Origin of the sequence: Actinoplanes oblitus (assembly GCF_030252345.1) — a bacterium.
GTDB lineage: Bacteria > Actinomycetota > Actinomycetes > Mycobacteriales > Micromonosporaceae > Actinoplanes > Actinoplanes oblitus.
Map to the genome: position 1 here is coordinate 9,499,470 of NZ_CP126980.1, position 17,487 is coordinate 9,516,956.

Genomic DNA, 17,487 nt, shown 5'->3' on the forward strand with positions numbered 1-17,487 from the left:
TTGTCCACAGGGCCGCAGCGGCCAGTCTCGGTCTCCGCCACACTGTCTTGCGGGGGCTACCCCCAGGGAGGGCGGGCTCTGGGGTGCGGCTCTGAAGTGCAGCTCTCGGGTGCGGTTCTCAAGTCCGCTCTGACGCAGCTCTCGGGTGCGGCTCCGAAGCCCGCTCTGACGCGCAGCTCTCGAGTGCGGCTCTGAAGCCCGCTCTGACGCGCAACTCTCGGACGCGGCTCCGAAGCCCGCTCTGACGCGCAACTCTCGGACGCGGCTCTGAAGTGCGGAACTGGACTGGGCCGGAGCTCCGCATCCGGCCCGACGTCCAGCTGACCGCCACCCGCACCGCGATCGTCGCGTCCGGGCTACATCTCGCCGATCTTCTCGGCGCCGAAGGCGTCCCGGAGAAGTTGGAAGGCCTGCTCCTCGCTGCTCTGCCGGGCCGTCTTCTCGTCGATCACTTCGTCCAGCGGCTCGTCGCCCGGGTCGAAACCCTCATAGCCCGGGTTCCCGCCCGAGGGCGGCGGACCGTCGTACTCCGGGTCGTAGGGCGCCTCGCCGATCGGCGTGCCGTCGGAGAAGACCCCGCCCGAGGAGCCCTGATCCGGCGAACCGGCGGGCCGGTGGGGCGCCGCGGCACGGGCGTTGAGCCCGGCACCGGCCTTGCCGCCACGTGCCGCCGCCGCCCGGGCCAGTTCCATGGCTGCCGAGCGGGCGGGGACGTTCGAGCGAGCGGGTTCTGCTCGCACGGGCGGCGAGGCAGCCTGCGCGGACGCCGCTGCAGCCCCAGCGGCTGCGGCGGGGAACGCCGCCGGAGCAGTAGGGGCTACCGAGCGATCCGCGCCCGTCGCGGCAGAGACTGACGAACGATCCACACCTGATGCGGCAGGGACCACCGAACGATCCGCGTCTGCTGGAGCGGAGGCCACCGAACGATCCGCAACCGCCTCAGCGAAGCGAGCCGAGCGATCCGCACTGGCAGCGGAAACGGCCGCATGGTTCGCGTCGGCCGCAGCAGAGTCCGTCGAGCGATCCGCGCCAACCGGAGAGCCAGCCGATGCCGTCGGAGCCGGTGCCGTCGTGGAATCCGGGGCCGTCCGATACTCCGTGTGCGCGGAAGGCAGGTGCCCCGAGGCATCTCCGGACACGGTCGTGACCGCTTCTGATCCTCCGGCGGGAGGGCGACCTGTCGCCGGGTCCACGGCTGCCACGCTGGGCGCCACAGGCTTCTTGGCGGGGACCGCCCGGGAACCCGGCTTGGCCGGCTCGGGCCAGTCGTCGTCGGCAGGCGGGGCCGGCCGACGCGCGGCGGTACCCGGGCGAACCGGCTCCGGCCAGTCGGTGTCGCCACCACTGCTCATCGGCGCACCGGCGTGCCCGCTCCCATGGCCCACGGATGGCACGGGCCCAGCGTGCTCACCGGCCATCGACGGACCTGGCCGAGCGGTTTCCCCGTCGACCGATGGACCAGACACAACGGCCTGCCCACCAGCTGACGGCGCAGACCGAACGGCCTGCTCGGCAATCGAAGGCATAGACCGGCCAGCCTGCCCGGCGACCTGCGAGCCAGAAACGGCCTGCGGGCCGAACCCGGCAGGCTGCTCGGCGGCCGGCGGCGCGGCTGCCGCCGGGCCGTCGTCCTCAGCGTCCGCGGCGGGCGCCCGCTGCGGACGTGAGGGGCGGGACTCGGTGCGGCCGGTGTTGCGTTCGGGGGCGGTGGTGGAAGCGGCCGGTCGACCGGCGGGCATGCGGCGAGCGGCGGACTGATCGCGGTCGGGGGCTTGAGCGGGACCGCGGGGAGCGGCATTGCGGGAGGAGGCCGCGCTCGCGTCGCCGACGTCGCAGCGGATCTGCCACCGGCCGCCGAGCGCGTCGGCGAACTCGGTGGCGATGAGGTCGGTGAACTCGAGGAAACGGTCGGCATATCGCGCGTTCGGCGCGACGAAGAAGACGGTGTCGCCCTCAACGTCGCGGAGCCCGATGCCGCTGTCCTGCATCCGCTGGATCGTGGAGTTCTTCGGGCCGAAGGCCTGCCACACGGTCAGAACCTGGGGAAACGCGATCGGCGGGGCGACCGGCTCCGGATCGGCGGGCGGCTCCTCGTCCCACGGCGGCGCGTCGTCGTAGCCACCGTCGGCGATCTGGTTCCAATCCTCCTCGGGCGCGGCGGCATCCGAACCCGAACCGGCCGAAGCCGAACCCGGCCCTGCCGAAGCCGAACCGGCCGTCGGCGAACCCGGAACAGCCGCACCCGGAACGGCCGCGGCCGCAGCCACGGCAGCCGGGAGCGACGCGAGATCCGAGGCGGCCGAGGAAGGCTCGGAAACCGGCACGGCAGCGAGAGGCGCGGAATCCGGCACAGCGACGGGAGATGCGGAAACCGGCGCCGCCGCAGGCGGAGCGGAAACCGGCTCGGCGACCGGGGCCGCGGAGACGGGCGCCACCGAAGGAACAACGGCGGCCGGAGCCGGGGCGGCGGCAGCCGGCGACACGGGCCGCGCCGGGCCGGCGGCGTTGCGACGGTTGGCGCCCCTGGCGACCGCCAAGGCAGCGGCCTTCGCACCGCCCGGGGAGTCCAGACCGGCGGCTGCTTGGGGAGCGGACTCCTCGCGTACGTCAGCATCAGCGACCGGGGCCACAGCGGGTCCGGCGGCGTGGGCCGGAGTCGGTGGGCCGTTTCGCTCCAGGCGCTCCAGGCGCTGCAGCAGCGCGCCGGTGGAATCGTCGGCGCCGGGCAGCAGCATGCGGGCGGTGACCAGCTCCAGGAGCAGCCGCGGCGCGGTGGTGCCGCGCATCTCGACCAGGCCGTTGTGCACGATGTCGGCGCAGCGGGAGAGGGTGGCCGCGCCCAGCCGGCCGGCCTGGGCGTGCATGGCCTCGAGCTGGTCGGCCGGGCCGTCGATCAGGCCCTTGGCGACCGCGTCCGGCACCTGCTGCAGGACGATCAGGTCGCGCAGGCGCTCCAGCAGGTCGGAGGCGAAGCGGCGGGGGTCGTGCCCGGCCTCGGCGACCCGGTCGATGGTCGAGTAGGCGGCGGCGCCGTCACCGGCGGCCAGGGCATCGCACATCTCGTCGAGCAGGGCGGCGTCGGTGACGCCGAGCAGGGCGACGGCCCGCGCGTAGCTCACCCCGTCCGGACCGGCACCGGCGATCAGCTGGTCGAGCACCGAGAGGGTGTCCCGGGCGCTGCCGCCGCCGGCGCGCACCACCAGCGGGAACACGGCCGGCTCGACGTGGATCCCCTCGGCCTCGGTGAGCTGCTGGAGGTATGGCCGGAGCGTCGCGGGCGGGATCAGCCGGAACGGGTAGTGGTGGGTGCGGGAGCGGATGGTGCCGAGCACCTTGTCCGGCTCGGTGGTGGCGAAGATGAACTTCACATAGTCCGGCGGCTCCTCGACGAGCTTGAGCAGCGCGTTGAACCCGGCCGACGAGACCATGTGCGCCTCGTCGATCACGTAGATCTTGTAGCGGCTGCTGGCCGGGGCGAAGAACGCTTTCTCCCGCAGCTCACGGGCATCGTCGACGCCACCGTGGCTGGCCGCGTCGATCTCGATCACGTCGATCGAGCCGGCGCCGTCGTTGGCCAGCGACTTGCAGGAGGCGCACACGCCGCACGGGTCCGGGGTGGGGCCCTGCTCACAGTTGAGCGAGCGGGCCAGGATGCGGGCGCTGGACGTCTTGCCGCAGCCGCGTGGCCCGGAGAAGAGATAGGCGTGGTTGAGCCGGCCACTGCGCAGCGCCTGCGACAGCGGCTCGGTCACGTGCTCCTGACCGATGACCTCGGCGAACGTGCGAGGACGATATTTCCGGTAGAGGGCGAGAGCCACTCCTGCCACCTCCTGAACGACCGCGTCATTCTCCGTCGAGGGTGTGACAAGAACAAACGACATGCCCCGGGCGGGCGAGCGAAGGGAGAAACGAAAGGACCCCCCGTGCACCCGCCAGAGCCCGCTTATCCTTGCTGCCTTCCGGCCCTGGGGAGGTTCACAGGATGACGCCGCACGAGGGGCTGATCGACAGCGTACCCGGCTGGTGCCCGGATCGCCCGCCCACCCCTCCCGTGCGGGCCCCCGGCGAGCCCTATGTATCCTGGCGCACGGAGGATTCGCCTAGAGGCCTAGGGCGCACGCTTGGAAAGCGTGTTGGGTTAACACCCTCACGAGTTCGAATCTCGTATCCTCCGCCGCTGAGGCCGGACCCACTGGGTCCGGCCTTTTTGCATGCCCGGCAGCCCGTCGGCGGCGAGACTGCGGCAGCCCGGCGGCGACGCCGGGGGCGGCCCGGCAGCCGGACCGGGGCCCGGAAAGCGATCCGGGACACCGCTGCGTGAGGCGATCATCGCGTCTCGTATGCTCCCGCACGAAAACAGTGCAGGCGAGGGCCGGCCCCGATCGGGCCGGCCCTCGCCGTTTTCCAGCGCTAGATACGCCGGCGAGCCACTCACCGGACGCCGGTTACAGCTGGCCGGCCGCTATCGCGTCGTCCACCTCGGGGAAGATGGCGAAGTACCGGCTCAGGCCGACCGTCTCCAACAGCGAGGTGAGGAACGGGTTCGCCGCGGCGAAACTGAGCCAGCCGCCGCGGGCCACGATCACCTCTTTGCTGATCACGAAGGTGCTCAGGCCGACCGAGTCGCAGAACTTCAGGTCGGTCAGATCCACCACAATCCGGGGCACCGGACGTTCCAGAAGGCCGGTGAGGACGGTACGCAGCTGCTCGGCGGTGTCCGCGTCGAGCTCGCCCTTGAGATGCAGCACGGCTACGTCAGGCCGGTGCTCGGAAATGGTGGCCCGCATGGCGATCGCTTTCTACCCGTGGATGAGATTTCAGGGTAGATTGCGCAGAATCGCGCACATCGGACTGAACGTGCGTCGCAGACCGGCTTGACATGCGAAACGGCCGGACCCCGAAGGATCCGGCCGTTGTCGAGGCTGGGCCGAGACAGTCAAGCACCGACGGCGCAGCCCGGGCTCCTGGCGCGCCTTACAGCTCGCGCCACTGCCAGCGTGGACCGCGCCACGCGTCGGCCAGGATCATCGCTGACGCCCGGCCTGGACACTGCTGCACCTTCGATTTCCCCTCGGGTCCGCCCAGCTGGGCCTCGACCTCCCACAGGTTGCCGTCGGTGCGGACGTAGACATCCCGGCGCTGGAGCCGGATGTCGCCATTCCACCAGTGATGCTCAACTCTCACGTGTCAAATTTAAGACACCCATCGACAAACCTGCCGTGGGGCGAATCTGTGAAAGTTTCTCGCCGCCCGGTCGGAACCACATTGTCTGATCCGGTGTATTTGGGCTGCGTGACTTGCGCTACACCCCATGTCGCTGGGCTGTCCATGATTCACTACGTAGCGTGATTCAAGGCTTTGACGTGCGACGACATCTCGTCGTTACAAAACCAGCGCTGATCATGGTGAACGCCCGAACGGACTAGGCCGGGACGGTACTCGCGGGCGACCCGCTCACGAGGCACACAGAGTGACGGAAGAGACGACTGGAAACAAGCGTGAAAGTAGCCGTTCGCGCCGCTCACCGGACTCGGCCGACCGCCGCGCCGGCGCACCGGTCAGGTCACCCGGCGACGATCAAGAGCAGCGGAGCCGGCCGGGCAAACGAAACGCCCGGCCTCTCGGTTCGAGATGCCGGGCGTGCCGTACTGATGGCGGTGGCGGCGGGATTTGAACCCGCGGAGGGCGTAAACCCTCACACGCTTTCGAGGCGTGCTCCTTAGGCCACTCGGACACACCACCGGGAAGTACGTTACCGGACGCTCCGAGCCGCCTGCCGCCGGGTGCCCCATAACCGCCCCCGACCACGCTGACCTGGCAAGATCGGCGAAGAAGATCTGACGAGACGGAGACACAGCATGAGCGTGCACATCGGCGCGAAGCCGGGCGAGATCGCCGAGCGGGTGCTACTGCCGGGTGACCCGATGCGGGCGAAGTGGATTGCCGAGACCTTCCTGGAGGACGCGGTCTGCTACACCCAGGTCCGCGGGATGCTCGGCTTCACCGGCACCTGGCAGGGGGAGCGGGTCTCGGTGCAGGGCTCCGGCATGGGCATGCCGTCGGCCTCCATCTACACCCACGAGCTGGTCAACGAGTACGGGGTGAAATCGGTCATCCGCATCGGCTCGTGCGGCGCCCTGGCGATGGACCTGAACCTCGGTGACGTGATCGCGGCGATCGGCTCGGCGACCGATTCGAACATGAACCGGACCCGCTTCGACGGCCTGATCGACTACGCGCCGGTGGCCGACTTCGGTCTGCTGCGCACCGCCGTCGACACGGCTGCGGCGCAGGGCGTCCCGATCCGGGTCGGCCCGATCCTGGCCGCCGACGCGTTCTACACCGACCGGCCCGACCTGTACGACTCGCTGGCCCAGTACGGCGTCCTGGCGGTCGAGATGGAGTCCGCCGCGATCTACACCATCGCGGCCCGGTATGGCGCCAAGGCCCTCACCATCCTGACCGTCAGCGATCACATCAAGCGCGGCGAGGCGATGGACTCCGCGCAGCGCGAGCAGGGCTTCAGCAACATGGTCCGGATCGGCCTCGACACGATCATCGCGTAGTTCCCGCCGGGAGCGGCCACCCCGCTGGCCCGAGCTCACAATCAAGATCAAGGGATTGCTGACTCGGATCCGCGCTGATCACTGATCGTCGCTCCCGCCAGGGACCCTTCCGGGCCGGGCAGGACGCTGGCGCGTCCAAAACGCCCGACCCTCCAGGGCGACGCCCGCGGCTGGCCACGACCGCCAACCCCAACCCCATTCCGGCACCACCTCGACTGGCACTCACGGTGGCCTCCCAAGCCCGGACACCACCCTCACGACCAGCCAAGTCCGACGGGCTGGCACCCACGGTGGCCTCCCAAGCCCGGACACCACCCTCACGACCAGCCAAGTCCGACGGGCTGGCACCCACGGTGGTATCGCGGGCCTGGACACCACCACCACAACCAGCCACCACCGGCACGACCAACCCGGCTGGCACTCACGGTGGTATCCCCGGCCCAGACACACCACCACAACCAGCCACCACCGGCACGACCAACCCGGCTGGCACTCACGGTGGTATCCCCGGCCCGGACACCACCACCACGACCAGCCACCACCGGCGAGACCAACCGGGCTGGTGCTCAGGGTGGTGTCGCGGGGCTGGACACCACCGTCACGACCAGCCGCGACCGGGGCGACCGATCGCGGCTGGTGCTCAGGGTGGTATCGCGGAGGCGGACACCACCCTGAGCGCCAGCTGACCGGGTTGGGGTTTGGGCGGACCACCGGAAGGGGGCAGTTCGGCCCGGATGCGGCCTCGCGGCCGTGAGGTAAAGGCCGCCTGGCGTCGAGGCACGGGACGGGGCTGTGTGAGTGGGGACGGGGAGGGCGTACCGGAAAAGGGTTTATCGGAAGAAATTACGCATCAACTGGGCGCATTCGGTTTCCAGGACGCCGCCATAGACCTCGGGGCGGTGGTTGAGACGGGGATCGCGGACGACGTCCCAGAGGGAACCGACCGCGCCGGTCTTCGGTTCCCAGGCGCCGAAGACGACCGTCGCGATTCTGGCCAGCACCAGCGCGCCGGCGCACATCGTGCAGGGTTCCAGCGTGACCACCAGGGTGCAGCCGTCCAGACGCCACTCCCCGCGGGCCGCGGCGGCCCGGCGCAGCGCCAGCACCTCGGCGTGCGCGGTCGGGTCGCCGGTGAGTTCCCGCTCGTTGCCGGCGACGGCCAGCTCCGTCCCGTCCGGTCCGAGAATGATCGCGCCGACAGGTACGTCTTCCGGTGAGGCGGACGCGGCGGACAGGGCCCGCCGCATCCACAGCTCATGCCGCTCACGACGGATCACGTCCCCGCGCAACCTTTCGGCTCATGCCGCTCACGATGAATCACACGACCGCAGCCCCCCGGATCACGCCGCTCACAAGAAATCCAGCCACCACAGCCCGCCGGAACACCGCTCACAACGGATCACGCCACCGCAGCCCGCGGGATCCAGCCGGTCGGGACGGATCACGCCGGTCGGGACGGATCACGCCTCGCGCAGCTCCTCCATCTCGTCGCCGCAGCCGATCCGCTGGCAGATCTCCGCGGTGATGTCGGACGGCAGCATGCCCTCCATGCCGCACAGGGCCAGCAGCCGCTGCGCGGTGATCCCCAGATCGTTCAGCAGTTCGGCGTCGCCGATCGGGTCGGCGTCCGGGTCCGCGGCCGGCCGGTCGTCCTCCTCGTCGTCGGGGGCGGCGGCCAGGTCGTCGACACCGAGCGCCGGGGTCTCCACCTCGCCGAGCAGCACCGATCCGATCCGGGACTCCTCGGCGAACGCCGAGTCGGACCCGAACACCCGCAGGTCCTCGCCCTCGTCCAGGCGCAGGATGGCCAGGTACTCGTCGTCGCTCTCGACGAACAGCAGCGCCAGCCCGGCGTCCGGTTCGGCATCCCGGAGCGCATCCACCACCTCATCGATGTCGGCCAGGCCCGAAAGGTCCAGCTCCGACGCGGTCCACCCGTTCTTACCCCGGGCGACAGCGGCAGCGAAAATCGACACGATTCCCCCAACGCGGTTCTTATCCTCAGCGCCTGACGGTAGCTGGTGCGGTGGCGGGCGTGACGCGCCACGCCCTTTGTCGCAATGAGATCAGTTGGCGGTGCGGCGGCGCGTGGCGATCAGCTCACGCAGCCGCATGCCGCGCGCCCGTTGCGGCGGCGCCGACCCACGCATCGATTTCGCATGGGCGAGAGCCGCCAGAAGTTCCAAACGGCGACGGCAGCGATCCGCGTCGAGCCGCTGCGGTGAGGGGGCCATGAAGCCGAGAGTGCCCAGCCGTCAGGCGTTCGTCAAGGGTCGATCCGCAGTTCGGCAGACCCGGTGCGCACGGCGATCAACAGCCTTCGGAGAGTGGCCGGAACCACAGTTCAAAAGCGGACAATCACCACAGCGGGAAGTTCAGCGTGTCGACCCACCGGGCGCCGACGAAACCCAGCGCGATGGAGAGCCCGAGTCCACTCACCACGGCCACCCCGAGCGCCACGCCGCGGTCGCCGACCAGGGTGAGCACCAGGGCCACCGCCCAGGCGGTGACCGCGGCGAGGATCGTCCACCAGGCGTAGGAGGCGAGGTCGCGGCCGAGGCTGCCGAACAGGGTCAGCCAGACGGTGCCCGCGGCGAGGCCGCTGAGCACCGGGCGGACCCCGATCGGGTGCGGCTCGCGGTAGACCGGCCGCGGGGGCAGCCCGGCGAGGTAGCCCGGCGGCGGCTGAGGTGGCGCGGGGTACATGCCTGCAGCCTATCCGGGCCCGGGATCGGTGGGGGTCCACGCGGAATCGAGGCGTCTGCCAGGATGGCGCGGTGCGTCTTATCCGTACCCTCTCAGCTCTGACGATCGCGGCCGTGGGTCTGGCCGGCTGCGCGGTCGGCGGTTCCGGCTCCGCCGCCGCCGCCGATGCCGCCCCGGCGCGTGTCGCTGCCGCGCCCGCCGCGGCCCCCGCCGACGTGCGGCTCGCCGCGGCCGTGGCGACCAAGAAGTACGCCTTCCCGGTCGCCGCCAAGAACGTGTCCTGGCACGACACCCACGCCGGTTACCGGGCCACCGACATCTTCGCCAACTGCGGCTCGAAGGTGGTGGCCACCACCAACGGCGTGGTCCTCGAGGTCAGCCGGGTGGACAAGTACAAGAAGGGGGTGGTGAAGGACGGGCCGTACAACGGCGGCAAGTTCGTCTCCATCCTCGGTGACGACGGTGTCCGGTACTACGGCTCCCACCTGCAGTCGGTGACCAAGGGCATCAACAAGGGCGTCCGGGTCAAGGTCGGCCAGCTGGTCGGCAAGGTGGGCAAGACCGGCAACTCCAGCGGTGTCTGCCACCTGCACTACGGCATCTCCCCGGCCTGCAAGAAGGTCGGCGACTGGAAGGTGCGGCGCGGCGTGGTGTGGCCGTACTCGTACCTGAAGTCGTGGCGCAAGGGCGGGCAGAAGAGCCCGGTGGCGGCCGTGCGGAAGTGGAACAAGGCGCACGGCTGCAAGGCCTGACCTCGTTCTGAGCATGGCTCCGGGGCTCGCGCGACCGCGCGGGCCCCGGCGTCTATAAACAAGACGTGCACATCGCGGTCATCGGTCTGGGACTCATCGGCGGCTCGCTGCTGCGGGCGCTCGTGGCCGCCGGCCACGAGGTGACCGGCTACGACGCCGACCCGGCGACGCGCGAGCTGGCCCGGGCGGCCGGCCATGACATCCGGGAGAGCGCCCCCGAGGCGACGGCCGGGACCGAGGTCGCGGTGCTGGCGGTGCCGCTGCCGGCGATGCCGCGGGTTCTCGCCGACCTGGCCGGTTATCCCGGCCTGCTGACCGACGTGACCTCGGTGAAGGGCCCGGTGCGGGAGCTCGCCGCGGGGCGCCGCTTCGTCGGTGGGCACCCGATGGCCGGCACCGAGGCGTCCGGCTTCGCGGCGGCGGATCCGGGACTCTTCGCCGGCTGCGTCTGGGTGCTCTGCCTGGAGCCGCACGACACCGGCCTCGACGACTGGCTCACCCTGGCCCGGCTCTACACCGCGCTGGGCGCCCGGGTGCTGCCGATCACCGCCGCCGAGCACGACAACGCGGTCGCCTCGATCAGCCACGTGCCGCATCTGCTGGCCGCCGCGCTGGCCGGCACTCTGGAGAGCCCGCTGAACGCGGCGCTGGCGGCCGGCTCGTTCCGGGACGGCACCCGGGTCGCGGCCACCCGTCCGGAGCTGACCGCGGCGATGTGCGGGGGCAACGCCGGCGAGGTGCTCGGCGAGCTGCGCCGGGTGATCGACAGCCTCGAGCGGATGCGCGACGCGCTGGAGTCCGGCGACCCGGTGCGGGCGCTGGTCCCCCATCTGCGCCGCCCCGCTCAGCTGCGCCGGACCTGGCCGCCGGCGGCCGGCGTCGCGGACCGGATCACCGCGGACGCCGGGGCGCTACTGGGGCTGGGCCGGGCCGGCGGCTGGGTCACCGAGGTTCACGATGACGGACTCACGACAATGCGGCCGGGAACTGACCTCTATCGGGCCTAGCGTTGTCGCCGACGACGAGAACTCGTGAAGGAGTCGGCATGCCCGGTCAGGTCGGACCCATCAGCAACGAGCAGGAGGGCCTGCTCGCCTACCTCGCCCAGATGCGTTACCAGCTCCGGCTGACCGCTTACGGCCTCACCCCGGAGCAGCTCCGGGCCACGCCGAGCGCCAGCACCCTGAGCGTCGGTGGCCTGATCAAGCACTGCGCCGCCACCGAGGAGGGCTGGATCGCCACCGTCCGGGGCAGCGATCAGAAACCGGACTTCGCCAAGTACCAGGAGAACTTCGCGCTGGCCGAGGGCGAGACGATCGACGAGCTGTTCGCCCGCTACGACCGGATCGCCGAGGAGACCGAGAAGACCGTCACCGAGCTCGACGACCTGGGTCACCGCATCCCGGTCGACAAGTCGGTGCCGTGGAACCGGCCCGACCTCGACCACTTCACCCTGCGCTGGATCCTGCTGCACCTGATCCAGGAGACCGCCCGGCACACCGGGCACGCCGACATCGTCCGGGAGAGCATCGACGGCGCCACCGCGTTCCCGCTGATGGCGGCCGCCGAGGGCTGGCCGGACACCCCCTGGCTCAAGGCCTGGGTCGCTCCGCACGATCGAGCCTGATCACCCGGCGGTCGGTGACGATCGCCGTCACCAGGTCGGCCGGGGTAACGTCGAAGGCCGGGTTGACCGCGTCGCTCCACGCGGTCACCTCGGCCGCCCCGCGATCCTCGATCTCCACGTGAGCGCCGGTCGGCGTCGCCTCGTCGACCGTCGACTCCGGGGCCACCACCAGGAACGGGATTCCGGCCCGGCGGGCGCCGAGGGCGTGCGCGTAACTGCCGATCTTGTTGATCACGTCGCCGTTCGCGCAGATCCGGTCGGCGCCCAGGATCACCGCGTCCACCTCGCCGCGGGCCATCAGGAACGGCCCGGCCGAGTCGACAGCGACCCGGTGCGGGACACCCCACTGGGTCAGCTCCCAGGAGGTCAGCCGGGCGCCCTGCAGCAGCGGCCGGGTCTCGCTGGCGATCACACCGGTCAGCCGGCCGCGCCGGTGCAGCTCGCCGACCACGCCCAGCGCGGTGCCGATGGTCACCGCGCACAGCCCGCCGGTGTTGCAGTGGGTGAGCAGCCGGGCGTGCGGCCCGCACAGCTCGGTGACCAGGTCGGCGCCGCGGAACGCCATCGACTGGGAGGCGGCGATCTCCTCGTCCCGGATCGCGCAGGCCTCCGCCAGCACCGCGTCCGGACCCCAGGGCAGCAGGTTCGCCGCGCGTTGCGCGCCGCGGGCCAGGTTCACGGCCGTGGGACGAGCGGTTTCGATTCGCTGTACGGCCTGGCGCAGCGCCCCCGGGTCGTCGGCGTGCACCCGTGCCGCCAGCGCGACGCCGAACGCCCCGGCCACTCCCAGCGCCGGGGCACCCCGCACCGCCAGCGACTGGATCGCGGCGATCAGCTCGCCGACCGTGTGCAGCCGGAGCACCCGCAGGTCGCCAGGGAGCGCCGTCTGATCGATGATCTCGACGGCGCCGTCCACCCAGTCGATAGTCCGCATCGACGCAGACTATCCAGCTAACTCGCGGCCTTGTCCCGCAGTGCGGTGAGCATCTCGCGGAACAGGTCGTCACTCTTGCCGATCTTGTCGGCGGTCCAGCGCTCCTGGATGCCGACCGTACGCCCGTCGTGCAGCAGCAGCGTGGCGTTGACCGGCACCTCCCGGTCGATCCGCACGGTGGCGATCTCCTCGAACGGCAGGTAGCGGTACCGCGCCGCCAGCTCGGCCGCCGAGACGCCGCCGAGCAGCGCCGCCACCCGCTTGTCGCCGTCGTCGGTCGACTTCGGCGCCGGGGTGATGACGAAGCCCTTGCTGAGCAGGATCAGGTCGGCGTGCTCGGTCCCGTCCACCTTGACGTTGGGCATCGCGCCGAGCACCTCGGCGCCCTGCCCGGTGGCCCGGGCCTGCACCACCGTCGCGTGTTCCACCCGCACGCCCCGCTCGGCCAGCCGGCTGCGGGCCTCCGGGAGGGTCTCCGGGGAGACGGCCAGCTTGGCGATCTCCGAGTAGTCGACCGGCTGCCCGTCGCCGTCGACCAGCTTGGCCGGCTCCGCCCAGGAGTGCTGCCAGCGGGCCAGCCCGGAGCGCACCGCGGCCAGTTCGATCAGACCGTCCATGATGGCGGCGAACTCGACGGCCGCCTCCCGGTCGGTGGACCGCGGGAAGAACTCGGCCGCCAGCTCACCCAGCCGGCCCGCCTCGACCAGGGCGAAGACCTCGGCGAGGCCGGCCGCCGGGACGCCGGTGTGCCGGGCCGCGCTGCGGAACACCCGGTCGGCACGGTTCTGCTGCACCAGGGTCATCGACGCGGCGGTGAAGTCGGCCCAGGGCAGGACGGTACGCGTACCGAAGTCCACCACCTCCCGCTGCAACGCCAGCCCGGCCGCCTCGACGGCGGGCAGCAGCACGGTGGCCGGCCGCCCGTCCACCGCGTGCGGGGTGCGCGGCGCGGCCCGCATCGCGGCGATCCGCTCGCCGATCGCCGGGTGGCTGTCCCAGCGCGACGTCTCGTCGTCCGGCTCCTGCTCGCGCAGCTCGGCAAGCTCCTCGGCGCGCGCCTGGTAGAGCTTGCCGAACCCGCCGAACACGTCGTCGGGCGCGTAGCCGAGCTCCCAGCCGTAGCCGATGTAGCGGCCCATGTAGAAGTTCCAGGCGGCGTCGACGACCGGCAGCTCCCGCATCGACGAGACGGCGGCGTCGACCCCGGCCACCCGTACCGAGGCGAGGTCGGCCTCCAGCTCCTGCCGGCGCGCGACGGCGCTGCTGACCAGCTGGTAGAGCCAGCCGTACGCCTTGAAGACCCAGCCGAACACGTTCCACCTGCCGACCCGGCCGAGGGTCTCGTGCATCACCAGCCGGCCCCGGTACGCGACAGCCGGGTGTGCGAGCCGGAGTAGTGCCCCAGCTCGTGGGCGAGCACCGAGCGCATCTGGTCCACGCTGAACGTCTGCAGCAGCGGCATGCCGATGAACAGCCGCCGCGTCCCGCCGAGCAGGCCGAGCAGCTTGGTGTCCTCGTCGACCGCCGCGTTCACCTCGGGCACCAGCCGGATCTCGTCCGGCGCCCGGGTGCCCACCTCGGCGGCCAGCGCCCGGACCTGCTGCCACAGCTCGGGCGCCTGTTCCGGGGTGACGACCAGGCCGTGCGGGTCGCCGGGCTTGGCCCGGACCGCGCGCCACAGGCCGGCCACCACCGCGCCGACCGCGGCGATCAGCAGCCAGCTGAGCTTCGCCGCGCCCACCCCGTGCAGGTGCGTCCAGATCTCGAACAGCAGCCAGCCGACGAGTGCCAGCTGGATCAGTCCGAGCAGATAGAAACCGGCCAGCATGACGACCGAGATCGCGGCACGCAGCGCAGTGGGCATCGCGGTGTTCTCCCCCGTTCACGCCGCCGGCCCGACCGGACGGCGCAGGGAACATACCGACATGAATCTGTACCGGCAACCCCGTTGGGCCGCCGGCCTGACCTGGGTACGCCGGCTCCGCCGGTCGTGCGGCGGGCCGCGACGGCGGCTGGTTCCGCCTAGGGTGGGTCACATGGCATCGCGTGATCCGGTGGCCGACCTGCGGCGCATCGCGTTTCTGCTGGAGCGGGCGAACGAGGCGACCTACCGGGTGAAGGCGTTCCGGTCGGCGGCCGCGACGGTGGCCGGCACGCCCGCCGACGAGCTGGCCGAGCGGGCCGCGGCCGGCACCCTGGCCAAACTGTCCGGGGTGGGTGAGGTGACCGCCCGCTGCGTGACCGAGTCGCTGGCCGGGGAGGAACCGGTCTACCTGCGGCGGCTGCTCGGCACCGAGGGCACCGACCTGCCGGCCGCGGCGGCCGCGCTGCGGGCGGCGCTGCGCGGCGACTGCCACGTGCACTCGGACTGGTCCGACGGCGGCTCGCCGATCGAGGAGATGGCCCTGGCCGCGGCCGAGATCGGGCACGAGTACTTCGTGCTCACCGACCATTCGCCGCGGCTCACCGTGGCCCACGGGCTGACCGCCGACCGGCTGCGCCGCCAGCTCGACCACGTGGCGAAACTGAACGCGCAGCTGCCGGACGGCTTCCGGATCCTCACCGGCATCGAGGTGGACATCCTGGAGGACGGTTCGCTGGACCAGGAGGACGAGCTGCTCGCCCGGCTGGACGTGGTGGTCGGCTCGGTGCACAGCAAGCTGCGCGACGACTCGGCGCGGATGACCCGGCGGATGCTGGCCGCCATCGCCAACCCGCACCTGGACATCCTCGGGCACATGACCGGGCGCAAGGTCGCCGCGACAGGCGCGGGCGACGCCGCGCACCGGACCGTCCGGACCCGCCCGCCGAGCACGTTCGACCTGGAGAAGGTGCTGGCCGCGTGCGTCGAGCACGACAAGGCCGTGGAGATCAATTGCCGGCCGGACCGGCTCGACCCGCCGAAACGGATGCTGACCGTGGCGGTCGAGGCGGGCTGCCGGTTCAGCATCGACACCGACGCGCACGCCCCGGGCCAGCTGGACTGGCAGGGCTTCGGCTGCGAGCGGGCGGCGCTGTGCGGGGTGCCGGCCGATCGGGTGGTCAACACCTGGACCGCCGATCGCCTGCTGGAGTGGACGGCGTCGCACCGCTGAAATGGGACGACTCAGCCGGCCGGACATCCCATAGGGTCGGGCCGTGGGACGAATTGACGAACTCGCGAACCGATACGTCGACGCATGGGCCGAGCTCAACCCGACCGGCGCCACCGCCGTCGGCATCTCGGGTCACGACGACAAGACCGACGACCTCTCGCCGGAGGGCTTCGCGGCCCAGGCCGAGCTGGTCCGCCGTACGCTCAACGAACTCGACGGGCTGGAGCCCGAGCACGAGTCCGAGCAGGTCGCCAAGGACGCCATGGCGGAGCGGCTGGGTCTGGAGCTGGCCCGGTTCGACGCCGGTTACGCGGCCACCGACATCAACGTGATCTCCAGTGCCCTGCACGGGCTGCGGATGGCCTTCGACGTGATGCCGACCGAGGGCGAGACAGCGGTGGCCAACATCGCGGCCCGGCTGAACGGCCTGCCGCTCGCGCTCGAGCAGTACCGGCGCACCCTGCTGGAGGGGGCCGACCGCGGGGTGATCAGCGCCCGGGCTCAGCTGGTCGCGGTCGCCGAGCAGTGCGACGCGTGGACCGACCCGAGCCGGGACAACTTCTTCGCGGGGCTGGCCGGCCGGTTGCCGGCGTCCGGGGCGCTCGCCGCCGAGCTGAGCCGGGGCGCCGCCGCCGCGACCGCCGCGACCGCCGACTTCGGGCGTTTCCTGCGCGACGAGCTGGCCCCGCGCGGCCGGGACAAGGAGGCCGCCGGGCTGGAGCGGTACACCCTGGCCTCGCAGTACTTCCTCGGCGCCAAGGTGGACCTGCACGAGACGTACCTCTGGGGATTCGCCGAGCTGCACCGCCTGGAGCGGGAGATGCTCGCGGTCTCGGCGGTGATCGCCGGCCCGGGTGCCTCGATCGGGCTGGCCGTCGACACGCTGGACGCCGACCCGGCCCGCAACATCCCCGGCAAGGAGCAGTTCCGGGACTGGATGCAGGCGCTCTCCGACCGGGCGATCAGCGAGCTGAACGGCACCCACTTCGACATCGAGCCGCCGGCCCAGAAACTGGAGTGCTGCCTCACCCCGACCAGCGACGGCGGCATCTACTACACCGGTCCGAGCGAGGACTTCTCCCGGCCGGGCCGGATGTGGTGGGCGGTGCCGGAGGGTCAGGAGACGTTCTCCACCTGGCGGGAGGTGACAACCGTCTACCACGAGGGGGTGCCCGGCCATCACCTGCAGGTCAGCCAGACGCTGCTCCGGGCCGGCACGCTGAACCGCTGGCAGCGGCTGCTCTCCTGGTGTTCCGGGCACGGCGAGGGCTGGGCGCTGTACGCCGAGCGCCTGATGGACGAGCTCGGCTACCTCACCGATCCGGGCGACCGGCTCGGCATGCTGGACGGCCAGGCGCTCCGCGCGGCGCGGGTGATCGTCGACATCGGCATGCATCTCGAGCTGGAGATCCCGAAGGACAACCCGTTCGGCTTCCACCCGGGTGAGCGGTGGACTCCCGAGCTGGGCTGGGAGTTCCTGCGGGCACACACCCGGATGCAGGAGGACGTGCTGCGGTTCGAGTGGAAGCGGTACCTGGGGTGGCCGGGGCAGGCGCCGTCGTACAAGGTCGGCGAGCGGATCTGGCTGCAGGCGCGGGACGACGCGAAGCAGCGTCGCGGCAGTGACTTCGACCTCAAGACATTCCACCGCGACGCGCTCAATCTGGGCTCTCTCGGTCTTGACCCGCTTCGCAAAGCACTAAGCAGGATTTAAGTCAATCGGGTCTCTCCGTGCCGAAAACGGGACGGAGAGACCCTGCTTTTATGTCGCGATCCGGCCACGCTCGGTGACTTTCTGCCTTTCTGT

Annotated in this window: 16 protein-coding genes, 2 tRNA genes and 1 other RNA gene; 7 read left to right on the forward strand and 12 right to left on the reverse strand. The window is 71.4% G+C overall.

The features are described 5' to 3' along the window. Positions 1-356: 356 nt before the first annotated feature. On the reverse strand, positions 357-3,818 hold the full coding sequence (locus tag Actob_RS42380) for a DNA polymerase III subunit gamma and tau (protein WP_284917577.1): 3,462 nt from the start codon (positions 3,816-3,818) through the stop codon (positions 357-359). Positions 3,819-3,909: 91 nt separating this feature from the next. Beyond that, positions 3,910-4,005, reverse strand: an RNA gene (gene ffs, locus Actob_RS42385) — signal recognition particle sRNA small type. Between the two features lie 84 nt (positions 4,006-4,089). On the opposite strand from ffs, the gene Actob_RS42390 reads away from it, so the two are divergent. Further along, positions 4,090-4,174: transfer RNA gene (locus Actob_RS42390), tRNA-Ser, on the forward strand. A 271-nt stretch (positions 4,175-4,445) separates the two neighbouring features. On the opposite strand, the gene Actob_RS42395 is transcribed toward Actob_RS42390, so the two are convergent. The 3 genes from Actob_RS42395 to Actob_RS42405 form a co-directional block, all read right to left on the reverse strand. Further along, a complete protein-coding gene (locus Actob_RS42395) occupies positions 4,446-4,787 on the reverse strand; it encodes an STAS domain-containing protein (RefSeq protein ID WP_284917578.1) in 342 nt (113 codons plus the stop codon). A gap of 187 nt (positions 4,788-4,974) precedes the next feature. After that, positions 4,975-5,184: a hypothetical protein gene (locus tag Actob_RS42400; protein ID WP_284917579.1), complete on the reverse strand. Its 210-nt coding sequence runs from the start codon at positions 5,182-5,184 to the stop codon at positions 4,975-4,977. Between the two features lie 468 nt (positions 5,185-5,652). Beyond that, positions 5,653-5,742: transfer RNA gene (locus Actob_RS42405), tRNA-Ser, on the reverse strand. A 116-nt stretch (positions 5,743-5,858) separates the two neighbouring features. Between Actob_RS42405 and deoD the strand changes: the two genes are divergently transcribed. After that, positions 5,859-6,566, forward strand: coding sequence for a purine-nucleoside phosphorylase (deoD, locus tag Actob_RS42410; protein ID WP_284917580.1), 708 nt, complete (start codon positions 5,859-5,861; stop codon positions 6,564-6,566). 830 nt (positions 6,567-7,396) lie between these two features. On the opposite strand, the gene Actob_RS42415 is transcribed toward deoD, so the two are convergent. From Actob_RS42415 to Actob_RS42430, 4 genes are all read right to left on the reverse strand, one after another. Further along, positions 7,397-7,813, reverse strand: coding sequence for a nucleoside deaminase (locus Actob_RS42415; protein WP_284922523.1), 417 nt, complete (start codon positions 7,811-7,813; stop codon positions 7,397-7,399). A gap of 213 nt (positions 7,814-8,026) precedes the next feature. Beyond that, positions 8,027-8,542: a tRNA adenosine deaminase-associated protein gene (locus tag Actob_RS42420; RefSeq protein ID WP_284917581.1), complete on the reverse strand. Its 516-nt coding sequence runs from the start codon at positions 8,540-8,542 to the stop codon at positions 8,027-8,029. A 90-nt stretch (positions 8,543-8,632) separates the two neighbouring features. Continuing rightward, the gene (locus Actob_RS42425; protein WP_284917582.1) at positions 8,633-8,800 is read right to left on the reverse strand and encodes a hypothetical protein; all 168 of its coding nucleotides are present in this window, start codon (positions 8,798-8,800) and stop codon (positions 8,633-8,635) included. 124 nt (positions 8,801-8,924) lie between these two features. Then, a complete protein-coding gene (locus tag Actob_RS42430; RefSeq protein WP_284917583.1) occupies positions 8,925-9,272 on the reverse strand; it encodes a hypothetical protein in 348 nt (115 codons plus the stop codon). A gap of 71 nt (positions 9,273-9,343) precedes the next feature. Between Actob_RS42430 and Actob_RS42435 the strand changes: the two genes are divergently transcribed. The 3 genes from Actob_RS42435 (at position 9,344) to Actob_RS42445 (ending at position 11,651) form a co-directional block, all read left to right on the forward strand. Next, positions 9,344-10,024 (forward strand): M23 family metallopeptidase, encoded by a 681-nt coding sequence (locus Actob_RS42435; protein WP_284917584.1) that lies wholly within the window; start codon positions 9,344-9,346, stop codon positions 10,022-10,024. 65 nt (positions 10,025-10,089) lie between these two features. Continuing rightward, the gene (locus Actob_RS42440; RefSeq protein ID WP_284917585.1) at positions 10,090-11,031 is read left to right on the forward strand and encodes a prephenate dehydrogenase; all 942 of its coding nucleotides are present in this window, start codon (positions 10,090-10,092) and stop codon (positions 11,029-11,031) included. Positions 11,032-11,069: 38 nt separating this feature from the next. After that, positions 11,070-11,651: a DinB family protein gene (locus Actob_RS42445; RefSeq protein WP_284917586.1), complete on the forward strand. Its 582-nt coding sequence runs from the start codon at positions 11,070-11,072 to the stop codon at positions 11,649-11,651. On the opposite strand, the gene mtnA is transcribed toward Actob_RS42445, so the two are convergent. Genes mtnA through Actob_RS42460 form a run of 3 tightly spaced genes read right to left on the reverse strand, consistent with a single transcriptional unit; the run spans position 11,617 to position 14,449 of the window. Continuing rightward, positions 11,617-12,585 carry an S-methyl-5-thioribose-1-phosphate isomerase gene (gene mtnA, locus Actob_RS42450; protein ID WP_284917587.1) on the reverse strand — a complete coding sequence of 323 codons (969 nt, stop codon included), beginning with the start codon at positions 12,583-12,585 and terminating at the stop codon, positions 11,617-11,619. The genes Actob_RS42445 and mtnA overlap by 35 nt on opposite strands. 17 nt (positions 12,586-12,602) lie before the next feature. After that, entirely contained in the window at positions 12,603-13,937 is a 1,335-nt protein-coding gene (locus tag Actob_RS42455) for an HtpX-like protease (RefSeq protein WP_284917588.1), read from the reverse strand. Further along, entirely contained in the window at positions 13,934-14,449 is a 516-nt protein-coding gene (locus Actob_RS42460) for a M48 family metallopeptidase (protein WP_284917589.1), read from the reverse strand. The genes Actob_RS42455 and Actob_RS42460 overlap by 4 nt, the downstream gene beginning before the upstream one ends. Before the next feature lie 172 nt (positions 14,450-14,621). On the opposite strand from Actob_RS42460, the gene Actob_RS42465 reads away from it, so the two are divergent. Together Actob_RS42465 and Actob_RS42470 are read left to right on the forward strand one after the other, a co-directional pair. Continuing rightward, positions 14,622-15,680, forward strand: a complete 1,059-nt coding sequence (locus Actob_RS42465) for a PHP domain-containing protein (protein ID WP_284917590.1) — start codon at positions 14,622-14,624, stop codon at positions 15,678-15,680. A 43-nt stretch (positions 15,681-15,723) separates the two neighbouring features. Beyond that, positions 15,724-17,394: a DUF885 domain-containing protein gene (locus Actob_RS42470; RefSeq protein WP_284917591.1), complete on the forward strand. Its 1,671-nt coding sequence runs from the start codon at positions 15,724-15,726 to the stop codon at positions 17,392-17,394. The last annotated feature ends 93 nt before the right edge of the window (positions 17,395-17,487 follow it).

Excerpts from the sequence above, each read along its gene's own strand:
- Actob_RS42395 (WP_284917578.1), bottom strand. The coding sequence starts at position 4,787 with ATGCGGGCCACCATTTCCGAGCACCGGCCTGACGTAGCCGTGCTGCAT.
- deoD (WP_284917580.1), top strand. The coding sequence starts at position 5,859 with ATGAGCGTGCACATCGGCGCGAAGCCGGGCGAGATCGCCGAGCGGGTG.
- Actob_RS42415 (WP_284922523.1), bottom strand. The coding sequence starts at position 7,813 with ATGCGGCGGGCCCTGTCCGCCGCGTCCGCCTCACCGGAAGACGTACCT.
- Actob_RS42425 (WP_284917582.1), bottom strand. The coding sequence starts at position 8,800 with ATGGCCCCCTCACCGCAGCGGCTCGACGCGGATCGCTGCCGTCGCCGT.
- Actob_RS42430 (WP_284917583.1), bottom strand. The coding sequence starts at position 9,272 with ATGTACCCCGCGCCACCTCAGCCGCCGCCGGGCTACCTCGCCGGGCTG.
- Actob_RS42445 (WP_284917586.1), top strand. The coding sequence starts at position 11,070 with ATGCCCGGTCAGGTCGGACCCATCAGCAACGAGCAGGAGGGCCTGCTC.
- mtnA (WP_284917587.1), bottom strand. The coding sequence starts at position 12,585 with ATGCGGACTATCGACTGGGTGGACGGCGCCGTCGAGATCATCGATCAG.
- Actob_RS42460 (WP_284917589.1), bottom strand. The coding sequence starts at position 14,449 with ATGCCCACTGCGCTGCGTGCCGCGATCTCGGTCGTCATGCTGGCCGGT.
- Actob_RS42465 (WP_284917590.1), top strand. The coding sequence starts at position 14,622 with ATGGCATCGCGTGATCCGGTGGCCGACCTGCGGCGCATCGCGTTTCTG.